Source organism: Frankia sp. CpI1-P (genome assembly GCF_001421075.1).
GTDB classification, from domain to species: Bacteria; Actinomycetota; Actinomycetes; order Frankiales; family Frankiaceae; genus Frankia; species Frankia torreyi.
Map to the genome: position 1 here is coordinate 90,147 of NZ_LJJX01000015.1, position 12,769 is coordinate 102,915.

Annotated in this window: 10 protein-coding genes and 9 pseudogenes; 7 read left to right on the plus strand and 12 right to left on the minus strand. The window is 71.8% G+C overall.

The genetic code is table 11. The annotated features are described in order from the left end of the window. Window positions 1-13: 13 nt before the first annotated feature. The 4 genes and pseudogenes from FF86_RS12560 to FF86_RS47075 form a co-directional block, all read right to left on the minus strand. Window positions 14-844, minus strand: coding sequence for an enoyl-CoA hydratase-related protein (locus tag FF86_RS12560; RefSeq protein ID WP_044884827.1), 831 nt, complete (start codon window positions 842-844; stop codon window positions 14-16). Window positions 845-1,175: 331 nt separating this feature from the next. Continuing rightward, the gene (locus FF86_RS12565; protein ID WP_044884826.1) at window positions 1,176-1,985 is read right to left on the minus strand and encodes an SDR family NAD(P)-dependent oxidoreductase; all 810 of its coding nucleotides are present in this window, start codon (window positions 1,983-1,985) and stop codon (window positions 1,176-1,178) included. Beyond that, on the minus strand, window positions 1,982-2,667 hold a 686-nt coding region (locus FF86_RS12570), incomplete at its 5' end, for a TIGR03617 family F420-dependent LLM class oxidoreductase (RefSeq protein ID WP_242418649.1). The genes FF86_RS12565 and FF86_RS12570, both read right to left, overlap by 4 nt. A gap of 1 nt (window position 2,668) precedes the next feature. After that, window positions 2,669-2,989 (minus strand): annotated as a pseudogene (locus tag FF86_RS47075) (LLM class flavin-dependent oxidoreductase); the annotation flags it as partial. 968 nt (window positions 2,990-3,957) lie between these two features. Here FF86_RS47075 and FF86_RS65990 point away from each other — a divergent pair. Together FF86_RS65990 and FF86_RS47085 are read left to right on the plus strand one after the other, a co-directional pair. After that, a pseudogene (locus FF86_RS65990) lies at window positions 3,958-4,033 on the plus strand (SnoaL-like polyketide cyclase); the annotation flags it as partial. A gap of 1 nt (window position 4,034) precedes the next feature. Beyond that, window positions 4,035-4,569, plus strand: a pseudogene (locus FF86_RS47085) (SnoaL-like polyketide cyclase); the annotation flags it as partial. A 95-nt stretch (window positions 4,570-4,664) separates the two neighbouring features. On the opposite strand, the gene FF86_RS12580 reads toward FF86_RS47085, so the two are convergent. After that, the gene (locus FF86_RS12580) at window positions 4,665-5,618 is read right to left on the minus strand and encodes an aldo/keto reductase (protein ID WP_044884823.1); all 954 of its coding nucleotides are present in this window, start codon (window positions 5,616-5,618) and stop codon (window positions 4,665-4,667) included. A gap of 439 nt (window positions 5,619-6,057) precedes the next feature. Here FF86_RS12580 and FF86_RS12585 point away from each other — a divergent pair, with 439 nt between their 5' ends. Then, complete coding sequence (locus FF86_RS12585) at window positions 6,058-6,819, plus strand: 3-hydroxyacyl-CoA dehydrogenase (RefSeq protein ID WP_044884822.1); 762 nt, start codon at window positions 6,058-6,060, stop codon at window positions 6,817-6,819. Between the two features lie 116 nt (window positions 6,820-6,935). On the opposite strand, the gene FF86_RS12590 is transcribed toward FF86_RS12585, so the two are convergent. Next, the gene (locus FF86_RS12590) at window positions 6,936-8,219 is read right to left on the minus strand and encodes an acyltransferase (RefSeq protein WP_044884821.1); all 1,284 of its coding nucleotides are present in this window, start codon (window positions 8,217-8,219) and stop codon (window positions 6,936-6,938) included. 308 nt (window positions 8,220-8,527) lie between these two features. Between FF86_RS12590 and FF86_RS12595 the strand changes: the two genes are divergently transcribed. The 4 genes from FF86_RS12595 (at window position 8,528) to FF86_RS47090 (ending at window position 11,114) form a co-directional block, all read left to right on the plus strand. Next, window positions 8,528-9,133 (plus strand): PaaI family thioesterase, encoded by a 606-nt coding sequence (locus FF86_RS12595; RefSeq protein WP_044884897.1) that lies wholly within the window; start codon window positions 8,528-8,530, stop codon window positions 9,131-9,133. Between the two features lie 304 nt (window positions 9,134-9,437). Next, the gene (locus FF86_RS65995; protein ID WP_396229854.1) at window positions 9,438-9,827 is read left to right on the plus strand and encodes a PaaI family thioesterase; all 390 of its coding nucleotides are present in this window, start codon (window positions 9,438-9,440) and stop codon (window positions 9,825-9,827) included. Window positions 9,828-10,196: 369 nt separating this feature from the next. Next, the coding region (locus FF86_RS12605) for a PP2C family protein-serine/threonine phosphatase (RefSeq protein WP_313954326.1) at window positions 10,197-10,975 on the plus strand (779 nt) is incomplete at its 3' end. 1 nt (window position 10,976) lies between these two features. Then, window positions 10,977-11,114, plus strand: a complete 138-nt coding sequence (locus tag FF86_RS47090) for a hypothetical protein (RefSeq protein WP_313954327.1) — start codon at window positions 10,977-10,979, stop codon at window positions 11,112-11,114. 48 nt (window positions 11,115-11,162) lie between these two features. On the opposite strand, the pseudogene FF86_RS47095 reads toward FF86_RS47090, so the two are convergent. The 6 pseudogenes from FF86_RS47095 to FF86_RS47115 form a co-directional block, all read right to left on the minus strand. Further along, window positions 11,163-11,472: pseudogene (locus FF86_RS47095) on the minus strand (MerR family transcriptional regulator); the annotation flags it as partial. A gap of 1 nt (window position 11,473) precedes the next feature. After that, window positions 11,474-11,699: pseudogene (locus tag FF86_RS47100) on the minus strand (MerR family DNA-binding transcriptional regulator); the annotation flags it as partial. Between the two features lie 84 nt (window positions 11,700-11,783). Further along, window positions 11,784-12,256, minus strand: a pseudogene (locus FF86_RS47105) (MFS transporter); the annotation flags it as partial. A 1-nt stretch (window position 12,257) separates the two neighbouring features. Continuing rightward, window positions 12,258-12,330: pseudogene (locus FF86_RS66000) on the minus strand (hypothetical protein); the annotation flags it as partial. A 1-nt stretch (window position 12,331) separates the two neighbouring features. Next, window positions 12,332-12,391 (minus strand): annotated as a pseudogene (locus tag FF86_RS47110) (hypothetical protein); the annotation flags it as partial. 1 nt (window position 12,392) lies between these two features. Next, window positions 12,393-12,768, minus strand: a pseudogene (locus FF86_RS47115) (MFS transporter); the annotation flags it as partial. Window position 12,769 lies beyond the last annotated feature (1 nt).

The window sequence follows — 12,769 nt, forward strand, 5'->3', positions numbered from 1 at the left end:
GACGACGCGCCGGTCACAGCGGGGGAACCGCCGGCAGGTCCGGGTAGTCGGGGGCGCGCCCGCCCGCGCGCCCGCGCAGCGCCTCGGCGACCTCCTCGGCCTGGAAGGCCCCGGTCTGCCAGGTCGCGATCTGGTCGAGCCCGGCAGCGACGCCGTGGTCGCGGGCGTAGAGCAGGCTCTCCTTGCTGCCCCACACCGCCAGCGGGCTGCGTTCGGCGATCTCGGCGGCGACGGTGCGGACTCCCGCGAGCAGCGCGTCGTGGTCGGCGAACACCTCGTTGACGAGGCCGAGCTCGCGGGCCCGCGCGGCCGGCAGGCGCCGTCCGGTGTAGGCCAGTTCCCGGGCCACCCCGGCCGGGATGAGGGTCGGCAGGCGCTGCAGGGTGCCCAGGTCGGCGGTGATGCCGATGTTGGTCTCCTGGACGACGAAGAAGGCGTCGGCGGTGGCGTACCGCAGGTCGCAGGCGGTGATCAGGTCGAGGCCGCCGCCGAGGCAGCCGCCCTGCACGGCCGCGAGCACCGGCATCCGGGCCCGCTCCAGCGCGGTGAAGGCGTCCTGCATCCGGGCGATCAGCCGCTTGCGGCCGGCGTTGGCGCGCGCCGGGTCGCCGCCGGGCAGCAGGTCGGTGTGCTCGAAGGAGGACAGGTCCATCCCGGCGCAGAAGTGCCGGCCGGTCGAGGAGATGATCAGCGCCCGCACGTCACCGGCGTCGCTGAGCCGCGCGACGGCGTCGGGGAACTCCCGCCAGAACTCCGGCAACAGGGTGTTGAGCGCGGCCGGCCGGTTGAGCACGAGCTGGGCGACCCGACCGGCGACGTCGACCTCGAAGCAGCGGTGGCCCACGGCAGACTCCTTCTCTGTGCAGCACAGCTCCTCGGCGGTCCGACAACGACCAGCCCTCGGGTCTCCCGACCCCAGTCCCGATAAGAGTAAACTAAGTACACTAACTTGGCGACAACCGCCGGGGGTTCGCGCGGGCCCGTCGACCTGCCGTGGCCGGCCCGCGCGGGTCCACGGTCGACCGACTCCGGGGGCGCGGCGAGCGGGCACGACCGCCCTGCCGTGAGGTGGCCGATACCGGCGGCCGCGTCCCCGGGCCACCCGCCCCCCCCGGCGGAGATGTGCCGCGGGGGGCGAGCGGGGTCGGGGCCCGGTGGGTCGGGGCCCGGTGTGGTCAGGACAGGATGTAGCCGCCGTCGACAACGATCTGCTCGCCGGTCTGGTAGCGGGACGCCTCCGAGGCCAGGTAGACGGCGATGCCGCCCAGGTCCGCGGGGGTGCCCCAGCGCCGGCCCAGCAGCCGCGGCAGCGAGCGGGCGGCGAACTTCTCGTCGTCGAGCAGGTCGTCGGCCAGGGCGGTGCGGATGTAGCCGGGCAGAATCGCGTTGACCCGGATGCCGTCGCGGCCCAGCTCCACCGCGCAGCTTCGGACCAGGCCGGACAGCGCCGCCTTCGCCGTGCCGTACGCCTGGGTCCGCGCGAAGCCCCGGTTGGTCCCGATGATGCTCGACACCGCGACGAGGCTGCCACCCGCGCCGGCGGCGACCATGTGCCGCGCCGCGGTGCGGAAGGTGAGGAACACCCCGTCCAGATTGATCCGCAGGACCTGGTGCCACTGGTCAAGGGTCAGGTCCGTGAAGCGCATCGGCTCCCCGCCGATACCGGCGTTCGCGAAGCAGGAGTCGATCCGCCCGAACGCGCCCACCGCCTGCTCGAACGCGTCGATGACCTGCGCCTCGTCGCCGACATCGCAACGCAGCGCGAGCACCTTGCCGCCGTGGGCGGCAAGGGTCTGCTCCGCGGCGGCGTTCTTGCGCTCGTTCGTACCGAGAACGACGACGTCCGCCCCGGCGGCGGCCAGCGCCTCGGCGATGCCGAGGCCGATCCCACCGTTGCCCCCGGTGACGAGCGAGACCCGACCTCGCAGGTCGAAGGATGCGACGGCCGCCTCGGCGGGACGGTCCGTCGTGGCCGGCTGGCTCATCGTGTCGCGTCGAGCAGCAGCGGCCACAGCGCCGGGTCGGCCTTCCAGGTGTCGTAGAAGGCCGTCCGGGTGTAGATGCCGCTGATCTTCGCGATGAGGCCCTTGCCGACCTCCGCCGGCGTGCCGACGACCGAGAAGGTGTGCAGGATCTCGTCGGTGATGAGGTCGGCCATGCCGTCCCACTCGCCGCGCTTGGACAGGTTGGTCAGCTCCGGCTGCAGGTCGCCCCAGCCGTGCACGTCGAGGACGGCCTTGTAGGCCGGGGTGGAGGCGTAGAAGGCGATCTGCTTCTTGGTCCCGAAGACCGCCGCCGCCAGCTCCTCCTCGGTGCGCCCGACCGTCACGAACGACGGCCCGGCGATCGCGAAACCATCCAGATCGGCCTTGCCGGCCTTGGCCCGCCCGCGCAGCAGCGCCGGGACGGTGACCTCCTCCAGGTACTTCTTCGTGCTGAACGGGTGGACGAAGAAGCCGTCGGCCACCTCGCCGGCGACCTCGGTCATGCCCTCGCCGACGCCGGCGAGGTACACCGGCGGCGGGCCGTAGGGGTGCGGCGACGGCGCGAAGAACGGCGTCATGAGGGTGTGGGTGTAGAAGTCGCCGCGGAAGGCGAGCTTGGTGCCGTTCTGCCAGGCGTCCCAGATCGCCCGGGTGGCCAGGACCAGCTCGCGCATCCGGGCGGNCGGGTGCGACCAGGTCATCGAGAACCGCTTCTCGATGTGCGGCTTGATCTGCGAGCCCAGGCCCAGGATGAACCGGCCCTCGCTGTACTGGGCCAGGTCGTAGCCGAGGTAGGCCAGCGTCATCGGAGTCCGCGCGAAGGCGATCGCGATCGACGTGCCGACGCTCGCGGTCGAGGTCGCGTTGGTCGCCTGCAGCGTCTGCAGGAACGGGTCGTGGCGGGTCTCCCCCACCCAGATGCCGGCGTAGCCCTCCTTCTCGATGCGCGCCGCGCCCGCCGGCGTCGCCGCGAGGTCGTCCGACAGGTTTGCGTCGATCTTCATCCGCTCTCCTCCTGATGGCGGGGCCTGTCGACGACCGCCGCGCCCGTCTCATCATGCCGCCAGGCGCCNGCAGATGACCTGCCGACGTAGTTAACAAAGTATTCTTTGATGATGCCGGGCCGCGGCGCGACGCGCACACCCCCGGCCCACCGCGGCGATCGATACGGACAGCATCCGGACGATTCCGGGAGGTGCCTCCGACTCGGGAACCATGCGCCGCACCGCCAGGCCGATCGCGACCGCCTCGCCCGACGATCCTCAGCCCCTAGAAGGTTGACATAGTTTACTAGGTATTCGATGACGAGTGCCACGTGGCCGTGAGGCGCGGCGTCATCGACCGTCGGCGAGGATGTGGACGGGGGCGGACCGCCCGGCCGGGGCGGGCCGGACCGCCTCCCGACAGGGGCCGGACCGCCTCCCGACAGGGGCCGGACCGCCTCCCGGCGGGGGGCCAGCCGGCCCGCCGCGGCACCCGCAACCACGCCGCATTACCTGATTCGCGGGTAGGACGAAGGTGCCACCGTGGGCGACCTTCGACACGCGCGGTGCCCGTCTGGTTCTGCATCGGCGCGGCCGGACGCTGCCCGGCGCACTGTCCGCGGATGGCGACATAGCCGCCTGAGCAGGGAATATGCCAGACATCAAGAGCGGATCTCGGTGAACCGCCCGGCGAAGCACGGGATGCTAGCCCGCACCTGGATTACCGCGGGTAGCTGCCCCCGACCGGACTTTCGCCCCTATTACTGGCCACTCATCCATAAATGTAGGATGTTCATGTCGATCAGTCATCGACGCCCAGGCCGGGGCGATTACCGGCCTCAATCTTCTCCGCAGAGTGGCCGCGAGATGTCCGCGCGGCCACAGATCCCATAATTCCGCGGTTCCGACAATCGGAGGACGACGGCGTGACCGACAACGCCGCGGCGGCTCAGCCGCTGCACGTGCAGGGTCGAGATGCGGTGATCGCNGCCTCGCAGGGCGTGACCTGGCGCGACGGGGAGCCCCCGGACTACCACCTGTCTCACCAGACCATGCCGGCGGAACNCACCGTGCACCACGAGCCCGGTTCGCTCGCCGACATCGTGGAGCGGGTCGTCCAGGTCTTCGAGATGGAGCTGTCCCACAAGAAGAACCCGTCCGAGTGGGTCAGCATGGTCGCCGACAAGGTCAAGGTCAGCGTCAACGGCGGGCCCAAGGTGGGCAGCGCCGAGCTGGCCGAGCGGGGCAGCTACAACGTCCTGATCGGGGAGAACCCGTACTACTCGGCCAACGAAGAGTCCTTCGAATCGTCGCACCACGTGTTTCACGAGGCATTCCCCGGTGGCTTCTTCTGGGAGGTCCTGGAAGTTTACTCACCGCCGCCCGTGATCACCTTCAAGTGGCGACACTGGGGTACCTTCAGCGGCCCCTACAAGGGAGTCGAGCCCACCGGCGAGCGCATTGAGATGTACGGCGTGACGGTGGCCCATGTGACCGACGACCTGCGCCTCACCGATACCCAGCACTTCTACGACAACACCGATTTCCTGGGCCAGCTCGCCCGCGGTCAGCTCGCGCCCAACCCGCACGCCCACCAGTAGGAACCGCACTACCGGCCCCGGCCGGGCGCCGGCGACGGCGTTCTACCCGCGGGCGGATCAGTCGGCGGCGCCGCCGCGTGCGGCGGCGCCGCCGATCATTGCCGTGGACCGGCCCCGCGCCCCGCCGGGGCGCCGGCACCGGCGGTGGTGGAGGAGTCTGCGCTGGTGGAGGAGTCGGCGGCGGTCGCGGCGCCGATTGCGGCGACCTCGTCGTCGGTGAGCTCCACCCAGGCGGCGTCGACGTTGGCGTCGAGATGGCGAATCTTCGACGTGCCGGGGATCGGCAGCAGCACCGGGGAACGACGCAGCAGCCAGGCGAGCGCGACCTGCGCGGCGATCGCGTCGTGCGCGGCGGCGATGGTGTCGAGCACCGTGCCGAGGCGCGCGCCGACCAGCACCGGCGCCCACGGCAGGAACGCGAGTCCGTCGCGCTCGCAGACGGCCAGCACCGCCTCCGCCGTGCGGTCCCCGGCGTTGTAGCGGTTCTGGACGCTGACCACCTCGCCGAGCGAGCGGGCGAGCGCGAGCTGCTCGGGCGTCACGTTCGACACGCCGATGTGGCGGACCTTCCCCTCCCGCTGGAGGTCGAGGAAGGCCCCGACGGTGTCCTCGTAGGGCACCTGCGGGTCGGGGACGTGTACCTGGTAAAGATCGATGGCCTCGACCCGCAGCCGGCGCAGGCTCTTGTCGCACTCGGCCCGGATGTGCTCGGGGCGGCCCAGCGGCGGCAGGCTCGTCGCCCCCGGGGCGACCTTTCCCGGCCGGAAGCCCGCCTTCGTGGTGATGAGCAGGTCGTCGGGATAGGGGTGCAGTGCCTCGGCGATGATCTCCTCGGACTCGCCGTAGCCGTAGATGTTGGCGGTGTCGATGAGGTTGACGCCGCGCTCGTACACCCGGCGGGTGAGCGCGACGGCCTCCGCGCGGTCGCGGACCCCCTCGGCGTTGCGGGCGCCGGAGATCCGCATCGCGCCGAAGCCGAGGCGGCGCACGGTGTGGCCGGCCAGGGGGAAGGTGCCGGTCGTGGTGTCGTCGAGGGTGCGGTGTGCCATGTCTCGATCACAAGCCTTTCGCTGGCGGGATGGTGGCGGATCCCGGGGCTGTTCGCCCGACAGCGGCATCAAACGAGGNGATGTGGGACCGTACGTCAGGTGGTCGACGGTCCGTTCGCCAGCCCGCGCGGCCCGTCCGGGACGGCGTGTCGGCGGGTGCCGCCGCGGCCGTGGGGCGATCCGTCGCGGCGCGCCGCGACGGATCGATGACCACGGTGCACACCCCGCCATTAGAGCACTAAGTTAACTACCAGAACGCGGATTCCGGCCCGCCCACCCGGCCGGCCGCCCTCCGGGGCAACCGCAGCCGAAGCAATACAGTTTACTGTTTATACTTTTAGTCGGTCCCTTCGTCGCGAGTCCCACCTGCCGACGATCGGGCCGCCGCACCAGCTGGCCTGGCCGGCCCCGGGCCACCGTCCTTCCGAGAGGAACTCACGTGCAGATCGCGGATTCAGTCGCAGTGGTGACCGGCGGGGCGTCCGGCCTCGGCCTCGCCACCGCCACCCGGCTCGTCGACGCCGGCGCGAGCGTCGTCCTGCTCGACCTCCCGAGCTCCAACGGCGCCGCGGTCGCGGAGAAGTTCGGCAGCGCCGTGCGCTTCAGCCCCGGCGACGTCACCTCGCCCGCGGACGTCACCGCCGCGTTGGACGCGGCCGCCGAGCTCGGCCCGCTGCGGATCGCCGTCAACTGCGCGGGCATCGGCAACGCCGCCAAGACGCTGGGCAAGCAGGGGCCGTTCCCGCTCGACCTCTTCGAGCGGGTCGTGCGGGTGAACCTGATCGGCTCGTTCAATGTCATCCGGCTCGCGGCGGAGCGGATCAGCCAGGTTGAGGAGATCGAGGGCGAGCGCGGCGTCATCATCAACACCGCGTCGGTGGCGGCGTTCGACGGTCAGATCGGCCAGGCGGCCTACTCCGCCTCCAAGGGCGGCATCGTCGGCATGACCCTGCCGATCGCCCGCGACCTGGCCAACCTGAAGATCCGCGTGGTCACCATCGCCCCCGGCCTGTTCGACACCCCGCTGCTCGCCTCCCTGCCGGAGCCGGCCCGCATCTCCCTCGGCCAGCAGGTGCCGCACCCCTCCCGGCTGGGCTCTCCCGACGAGTACGGACTGCTCGCCACCCAGATCATCGTCAACCCGATGCTCAACGGCGAGACGATCCGCCTCGACGGCGCGATCCGGATGGCACCCAAGTAAATCGGCGCACCCCGCAGATCGGCGACCCCGGCGCGGCACGTCCATGACGGCGACCCGCGCCGGGAACCGCCGGCCGCACGAACATCCAGGTTCGTTCTAAGTTCGTCTAGATCCGTCTAGGTTGCCTGCCCCGGGGCGGGGACAGCCTGGCCGGGACTGCGCTGGGCGGGGACCGCAGGGCTCGCCGCCCAACTCGGCCGCCGCCGCTGCGCCGGGCGTTCGACCAGGTAGTAGGAGCCGGCGGCGAGCGCCGTGCTCAACACGATCGCGATCAGGACCTGCGGCAGGCTGCCCACCCGGTCGCCGAGCCTGTCCCGGACGGTGCCGGCGACCGGGAAGTGCCACAGGTAGAACGCGTAAGAAATCCGGCCGAACCAGGCCATCGGCGCGCTGCCGAGCACGACCGCGAGCGGCGCGTCGCGGCGCCGGTCGATGGAGCAGATGACCAGCCCGGCGAGCAGCGCGACACCGGTGAAGCCACCCAGGTCCATCGCGGTGATCCCGTCTCCGGGCTCGGGAGCGGTGACGGCGAGCACCACCAGGGCAGCCAGCGCCACCGGCCCGCCCACCGCCAGCAGCGTCCCGGACGAGGCACGCAGGCGGGCGGCGAGACCGGCCATCCGTACCGCGCCGGCGAACCGCCGCAGCCGGGTGCCCCGTGCACCCGCCGACGTGGGTAGCTTCGCGCCGGCCCAGCCCCAGGCGGCGAGACCGGCTCCCACCAGCAGCGCATCGGCCCGGGTGTCCAGGCCGAAGTAGATCCGGGGGTCGCCCACCCCGGCGGCGATGAGGATCTCCCGCCAGGCGAACACGGCGACGGCCGCGGCCCCGAGGATCGCCGGCAGCCGCCGCCGCGCCGCCGGGCGCCGGCACAGCAGGACCAGCACCGCGGGCCAGATCAGGTAGAACTGCTCCTCCAGCGACAGCGACCAGGTGTGGCCGAACCACGCGCCGCCGGAGTCCGGCCGGAACACCCGGTAGTAGTTGTTGACGTAGAGCAGCGAGGTGAGCGCGTTGTCGAGGAAGTCCCACTGGTCCGCACGGGTCTTCACCGCGACGACGAGCACTGCCCCGACCGCGACGAAGACCCCGAACGCCGGCAGCAGCCGGAAGGCCCGCCGCACGTAGAACCGACCCAGCGAGACGGCGCCGGTGCGGTCCCGCTCGGCCAGCAGCAGGCCGGTGATGAGGAAACCGCTGAGCACGAGGAACACGTCGACGCCGAGGTAGCCGCCGGACAGGGCGTTCATGTGGAAGCAGAGCACCGCGAGGACCGCGAGCGCCCGCAGCCCGTCGAGCGCCGGGTTGTACCCCACGGCCGCCCGCGGGACGCGGCGCCGACCGAATCCCCCATCGGCTTCGCCGACCGCCGGACCGACGCCGACGGATTCAGACGTCATTCTCCCACCCCCACGACAGAACGATCTGGTTCGCGCGGGGCCCGCCGACACGGGGCGCCACGCCGACACGTCCACATCCGGGCAGCTCACTCGGCCCTGTGCTACGCGACACCTGCGGACTCTAGTGCGACGTCGCCACGGAACGTGGACGNCTCGGACGGAACACGTCCGAAGGGCCCGGGCAGGCTCCCGCAGCCGTGCTGTGCCGGACATCTCGCCCCGAGTGCGGGCATCGGGCGTCCAGGCAGGCAAAAGTGGAACGGAAGGTCGTGCCGCGGGGCGCGCGGCCCGACGACGGGAGGGACACGGTGGCAGACGGGAGAGATGCCGGCGGCGCCGAGAAGTCGGCCGCGGAGCACCGCGAGTTCGTCGACCTCATCGAGGCGCTGCGCGCGGCCCAGGACACGATCACCGGCGCCAGCCCGCCCGAGGACGTCGCCCGCAAGGCCCGGGAGGGGCTGGAGGAGGTGATCCGGTTGCTCGCTCCGTTCACCGTGAGCGAGGCCGAGCAGCTCGCCGGCTACCTGATCACCGAGCCCGGCCACGCCCAGGCGCTCGCGCCGGTGCTCCACGTCGACGAGAGCAGCACCGAGCATGTCCGGGGCCGCCTGGTGCTCGGGCGTTACTACCTGGGCGGCAACGGCGCCGCGCACGGCGGCAGCATCCCGCTGTTCTTCGACGACGTGCTGGGCCGGCTGGCGAACGACGGCGGGCGGGGCACCTCCCGCACCGCCTACCTGCACGTCAACTATCGCAAGATCACGCCGGTCGGCCCCGAGCTGCTCGTCGAGGCCCACGTCGACCGGGTGGAGGGTCGCAAGCGCTTCGTGGTCGGGACGATCCACGACCCCGAGGGCGACCTCACCGTCGACGCCGAGGGACTGTTCATCGCGTTGCGCCCCGGCCAGCCCTGATCGCCCTCGCGACCGGGCCGGCGGGACGGACACCGACAACGACAACGACAGCGAGCCCTCGCGGGCGGCCCGAGGATTGGAGGAAGCGGTGNCAAGGGCGGGACATGCCTGGGGCCATGACGTGTCGCCCGCGGAGCACCCCGAGTTCGTCGGGCTGATCGAGGCGCTGCGCGCGGCGCAGGAGACGATCACCGGCGCCCGGCCACCGGAGGACGTCGCCCGCACGGCCCGGGAGAACCTGGCGGAGATCACCCGGCTGCTCACCCCGTTCACCGTGGGCGAGTCCGAGCAGCTCACCGGCCAGATGCGCGGCATTCCGGGCCGGGCGCAGGCACTGGCGCCGGCCTTCCACGTCGACGTCGAGGGCGACGGCCGGATAGCGGGCCGGGTCGTGTTCGGTCGCTTCTACCTGGGCGGCAACGGCGCGGCGCACGGTGGCAGCCTCCCGCTGCTGTTCGACGAGGTGCTCGGCCGGCTGGCGAACACCGGCGGTCGCAGCCCCTCCCGGACCGCCTACCTGCACGTCAACTACCGCAAGATCACCCCTGTCGGCCCGGAGTTGCGGGTGGAAGCCCACTTCGACCGGGAGGAAGGCCGCAAGCGTTACCTCGTCGGGACGATCCGCGATCCCGAGGGCGACGTCACCGCGGACGCCGAGGGACTGTTCGTCGCGTTGCGCCCCGGCCAGCCCTGACCGCCCCCGCTCGCCGCGTTCACCCCGGCTGAGCTGGGATTCTGCTTCAGCCCCACAGCGAGGGGGTAGTTGAGGCAGCATGAGGCTCGACCGCGACACGTGGCCCCCTCACCTGCTCGGCCCAGGTTGGATGCGGCCCGTCCTCGGGCTCGGCGGTGCCCCACGTTGACGGCACTGTCATCTCGGCCGGGGCGTTGGTTCACCGCACTGCTGCCACTGCTCATGTTGGCCGGGGTCGCCGCGTTGGAACTGAGCAACCGGGAGTGGACCGTCCTGGAACTGGCGGTGCTGAGCCCGATGCTCGCCGCCACGTTCGGTGGCCCTCGGTTGACCGCGCTGTACGGGGTGCTGGCGATCGGCGTGGGCGTCATGCTCGGCATTTACGATCATCTGTTCGGCCAGAGCGATGGCGGCCCGACCGCCCAGGCGGTACGCCTGGGCGGGGTTGCCGTGGGCGGTGTGCTGGCAGTGCTGGTCAGCCGGTACAACACCCGGCGGGAGACGAAACTGCAGAACGTCACCCGGGTGGCGGAGGTGGCCCAGCAGTCGATCCTCGCCGCGGTGCCGCGCTCGTCCGGGGGCCTGCACTTCGCGGTGCGCTACGAGAGCGCCGCGGCCGAGGCGCGGATCGGCGGGGATCTGTACGAGGTCGTCGACACCGCGTGGGGCACCCGCCTGCTCGTCGGCGACGTGCGCGGCAAGGGCCTCGACGCGGTGCGCATCGCCAGCCGGGTGCTCGGCTGCTTCCGGTTCGTCGGCCGGGCCGCGGACAACCTGCCCGCGGTGCTGGCGGGTCTGAACGCCGAGGTCGCCGAGGTCTGCGAGCTCGACGACTTCGTCACCGCGGTGGTCGGGCAGATCGACGGCCGGCGGCTGTGGCTGGCCAACGCGGGCCATCCCGATCCGGTGTTGGTGCGCGCCGGGCGGGCGAGCCTGCTCTGCGTCCCCACCCGGCTGCCGCCGTTGGGCCTGCTCGCCGATGCCACGGGCGCCATCGGGGGCGCCACCGAGAACACTGTCGAGGTCACGCTGCGGCCCGGGGATCGTCTGCTGCTCTACACCGACGGCATCACCGAGGCCCGCGACCCGACGACTGGCCGCTTCTTCCCGCTGCTGCCCGCGGCGCAGGCGGCGCTGTCCCGCGGCACNCTGGAGGAGTCCGTCGCCGACCTGGTGGACCGGGTGCGGGCGTGGAGCCGCTCGACCCTGAACGACGACGTGGCCCTGCTCGCCGCCGAACTGCCCCGCCCGGCGGGCCGGCAGCGCCGCGGCCCGCCGGGTGGCTGAACCTCCGCCGGGTGGCTGATCCCCGCCGGGTGGCCGGTGACGGCCGAGTCAGGAGGAGCGGGCGACGGCGCCGTCGCGGAACCGGTTCATCCGTTCGAGCCGCTCGTCGATCTCGTCGCGGAAGGCCGCCAGCCGGCTGATCTTCTCGTCGATCTCCGCGCGGAGCTTGACATACGCGGTCTCGCCCTCGGACAGCAGCCGCAGCCGGTCGCCGTCGTCGGAGGCGGCGTGGAACTCCACCCGGACCTGGGCGAGCCGGTCCTCGTAGGCGAGGATGGTCCCGATCTCATCCAGGTTGAAGCCGAGCAGGGTCTGCAGCTCCCGGATCCGGCGGACCCGGGCGAGGTCGGAGTCGGCGNAGAGTCGGTTGCCGCCGGAGGTCCGCCCGGACGGGGTGAGCAGGCCCACCTCCTGGTAGTACCGCAGCGCCCGCACCGAGACTCCGAGCTCCTGCGCGGCCTGGCCGATGCCGCACAGCTCGCGCGCCGTCTTCTTCACCTCGTCCTTGTCACGCACCCCACGATTGTTTCTCACGCCTGCGCCGCGGGCGGGTGGCGCCTCCTCGTCGTCGGCGGTATCGCCCATCGGCTGTCAGGACCTCTCTGGGCTGGGACGTGCCGGGTCAGGGGCCGCCCTCATCGTTCGGCGGCCCTTACCGTTCGGCGGCCCTTACCGTTCGGCGGCCAGTGTGTCACTGTCCGCCGTGGGCAGGGCGCTGCCCGCGCCATCCTCCATCGCCGCGATGTCGCCGGCGCCGGCCAGGCCCTCACCGACATCCTCGCGCAGCGAGTGGCGCACGTGCGGGGCGTCCTTGCCACGCAGCCAGGACAGCACCGCGCCGAGCGCGCAGGCGATGGCGGCGAAGTAGAAGGCCAGGTGCAGGCCGTCACCGAACGGACTGGCGATGAGGTTCGGGAAGAACGTGTGCCCCGTGAGGAACTGGGCCTTGCTCGGGGCGAGGGCGTGCAGCGTGTCCGGACCGAGGAGCTGCTCGGTCGGGTTGATCCCGAGGAACGCGGAGAACAGGCTGCCGATCGGCGGCAGGTTCGCCAGCTCGTGGGCCTTGGCCGGGTTGACGCCCTGCGCGGTGAGGCCGGAGAACATGGCGTCCGGCAGGCTGGAGGCGAGACCCAGCGCGATGANGGTGAAGAACACGCCGATGGACAGCACGCTGGCCGAGTTCTGGAACGTGTTGAGCATCCCGGCGCCGGCACCGNGCTGGTTCGGCGGCAGGGTGTTCATCACGGCGCTGGTGTTCGGCGCGGCGAACAGGCCCANGGACAGGCCCATCAGCAGCAGGATGGCCGCGAACGCCACGTAGTTGAAGTCGATCGGGATCACGTTGAACAGCAGGAACGCGACGGCCGTGGCGACCAGTCCGAGGGTGGCGAACGGGCGCGCGCCGTAGCGGTCGGCGAGCCGGCCGGCCACCGGTCCGGAGAGCAGGAAGCCGACGGTGAGCGGGATCATGTAGATGCCGGCCCACAGCGGCGTCCGCTCGAAGCTGTAGCCGTGCAGCGGCAGCCAGATCCCCTGCAACCAGATGATGATCATGAACTGCAGACCACCACGGGCGAGCGCGCCGAGCAGTGCGGCGAGGCTACCCATGGTGAAGGCGCGGTTCTTGAACAGCTCCAGCTTGAACATCGGGTCCN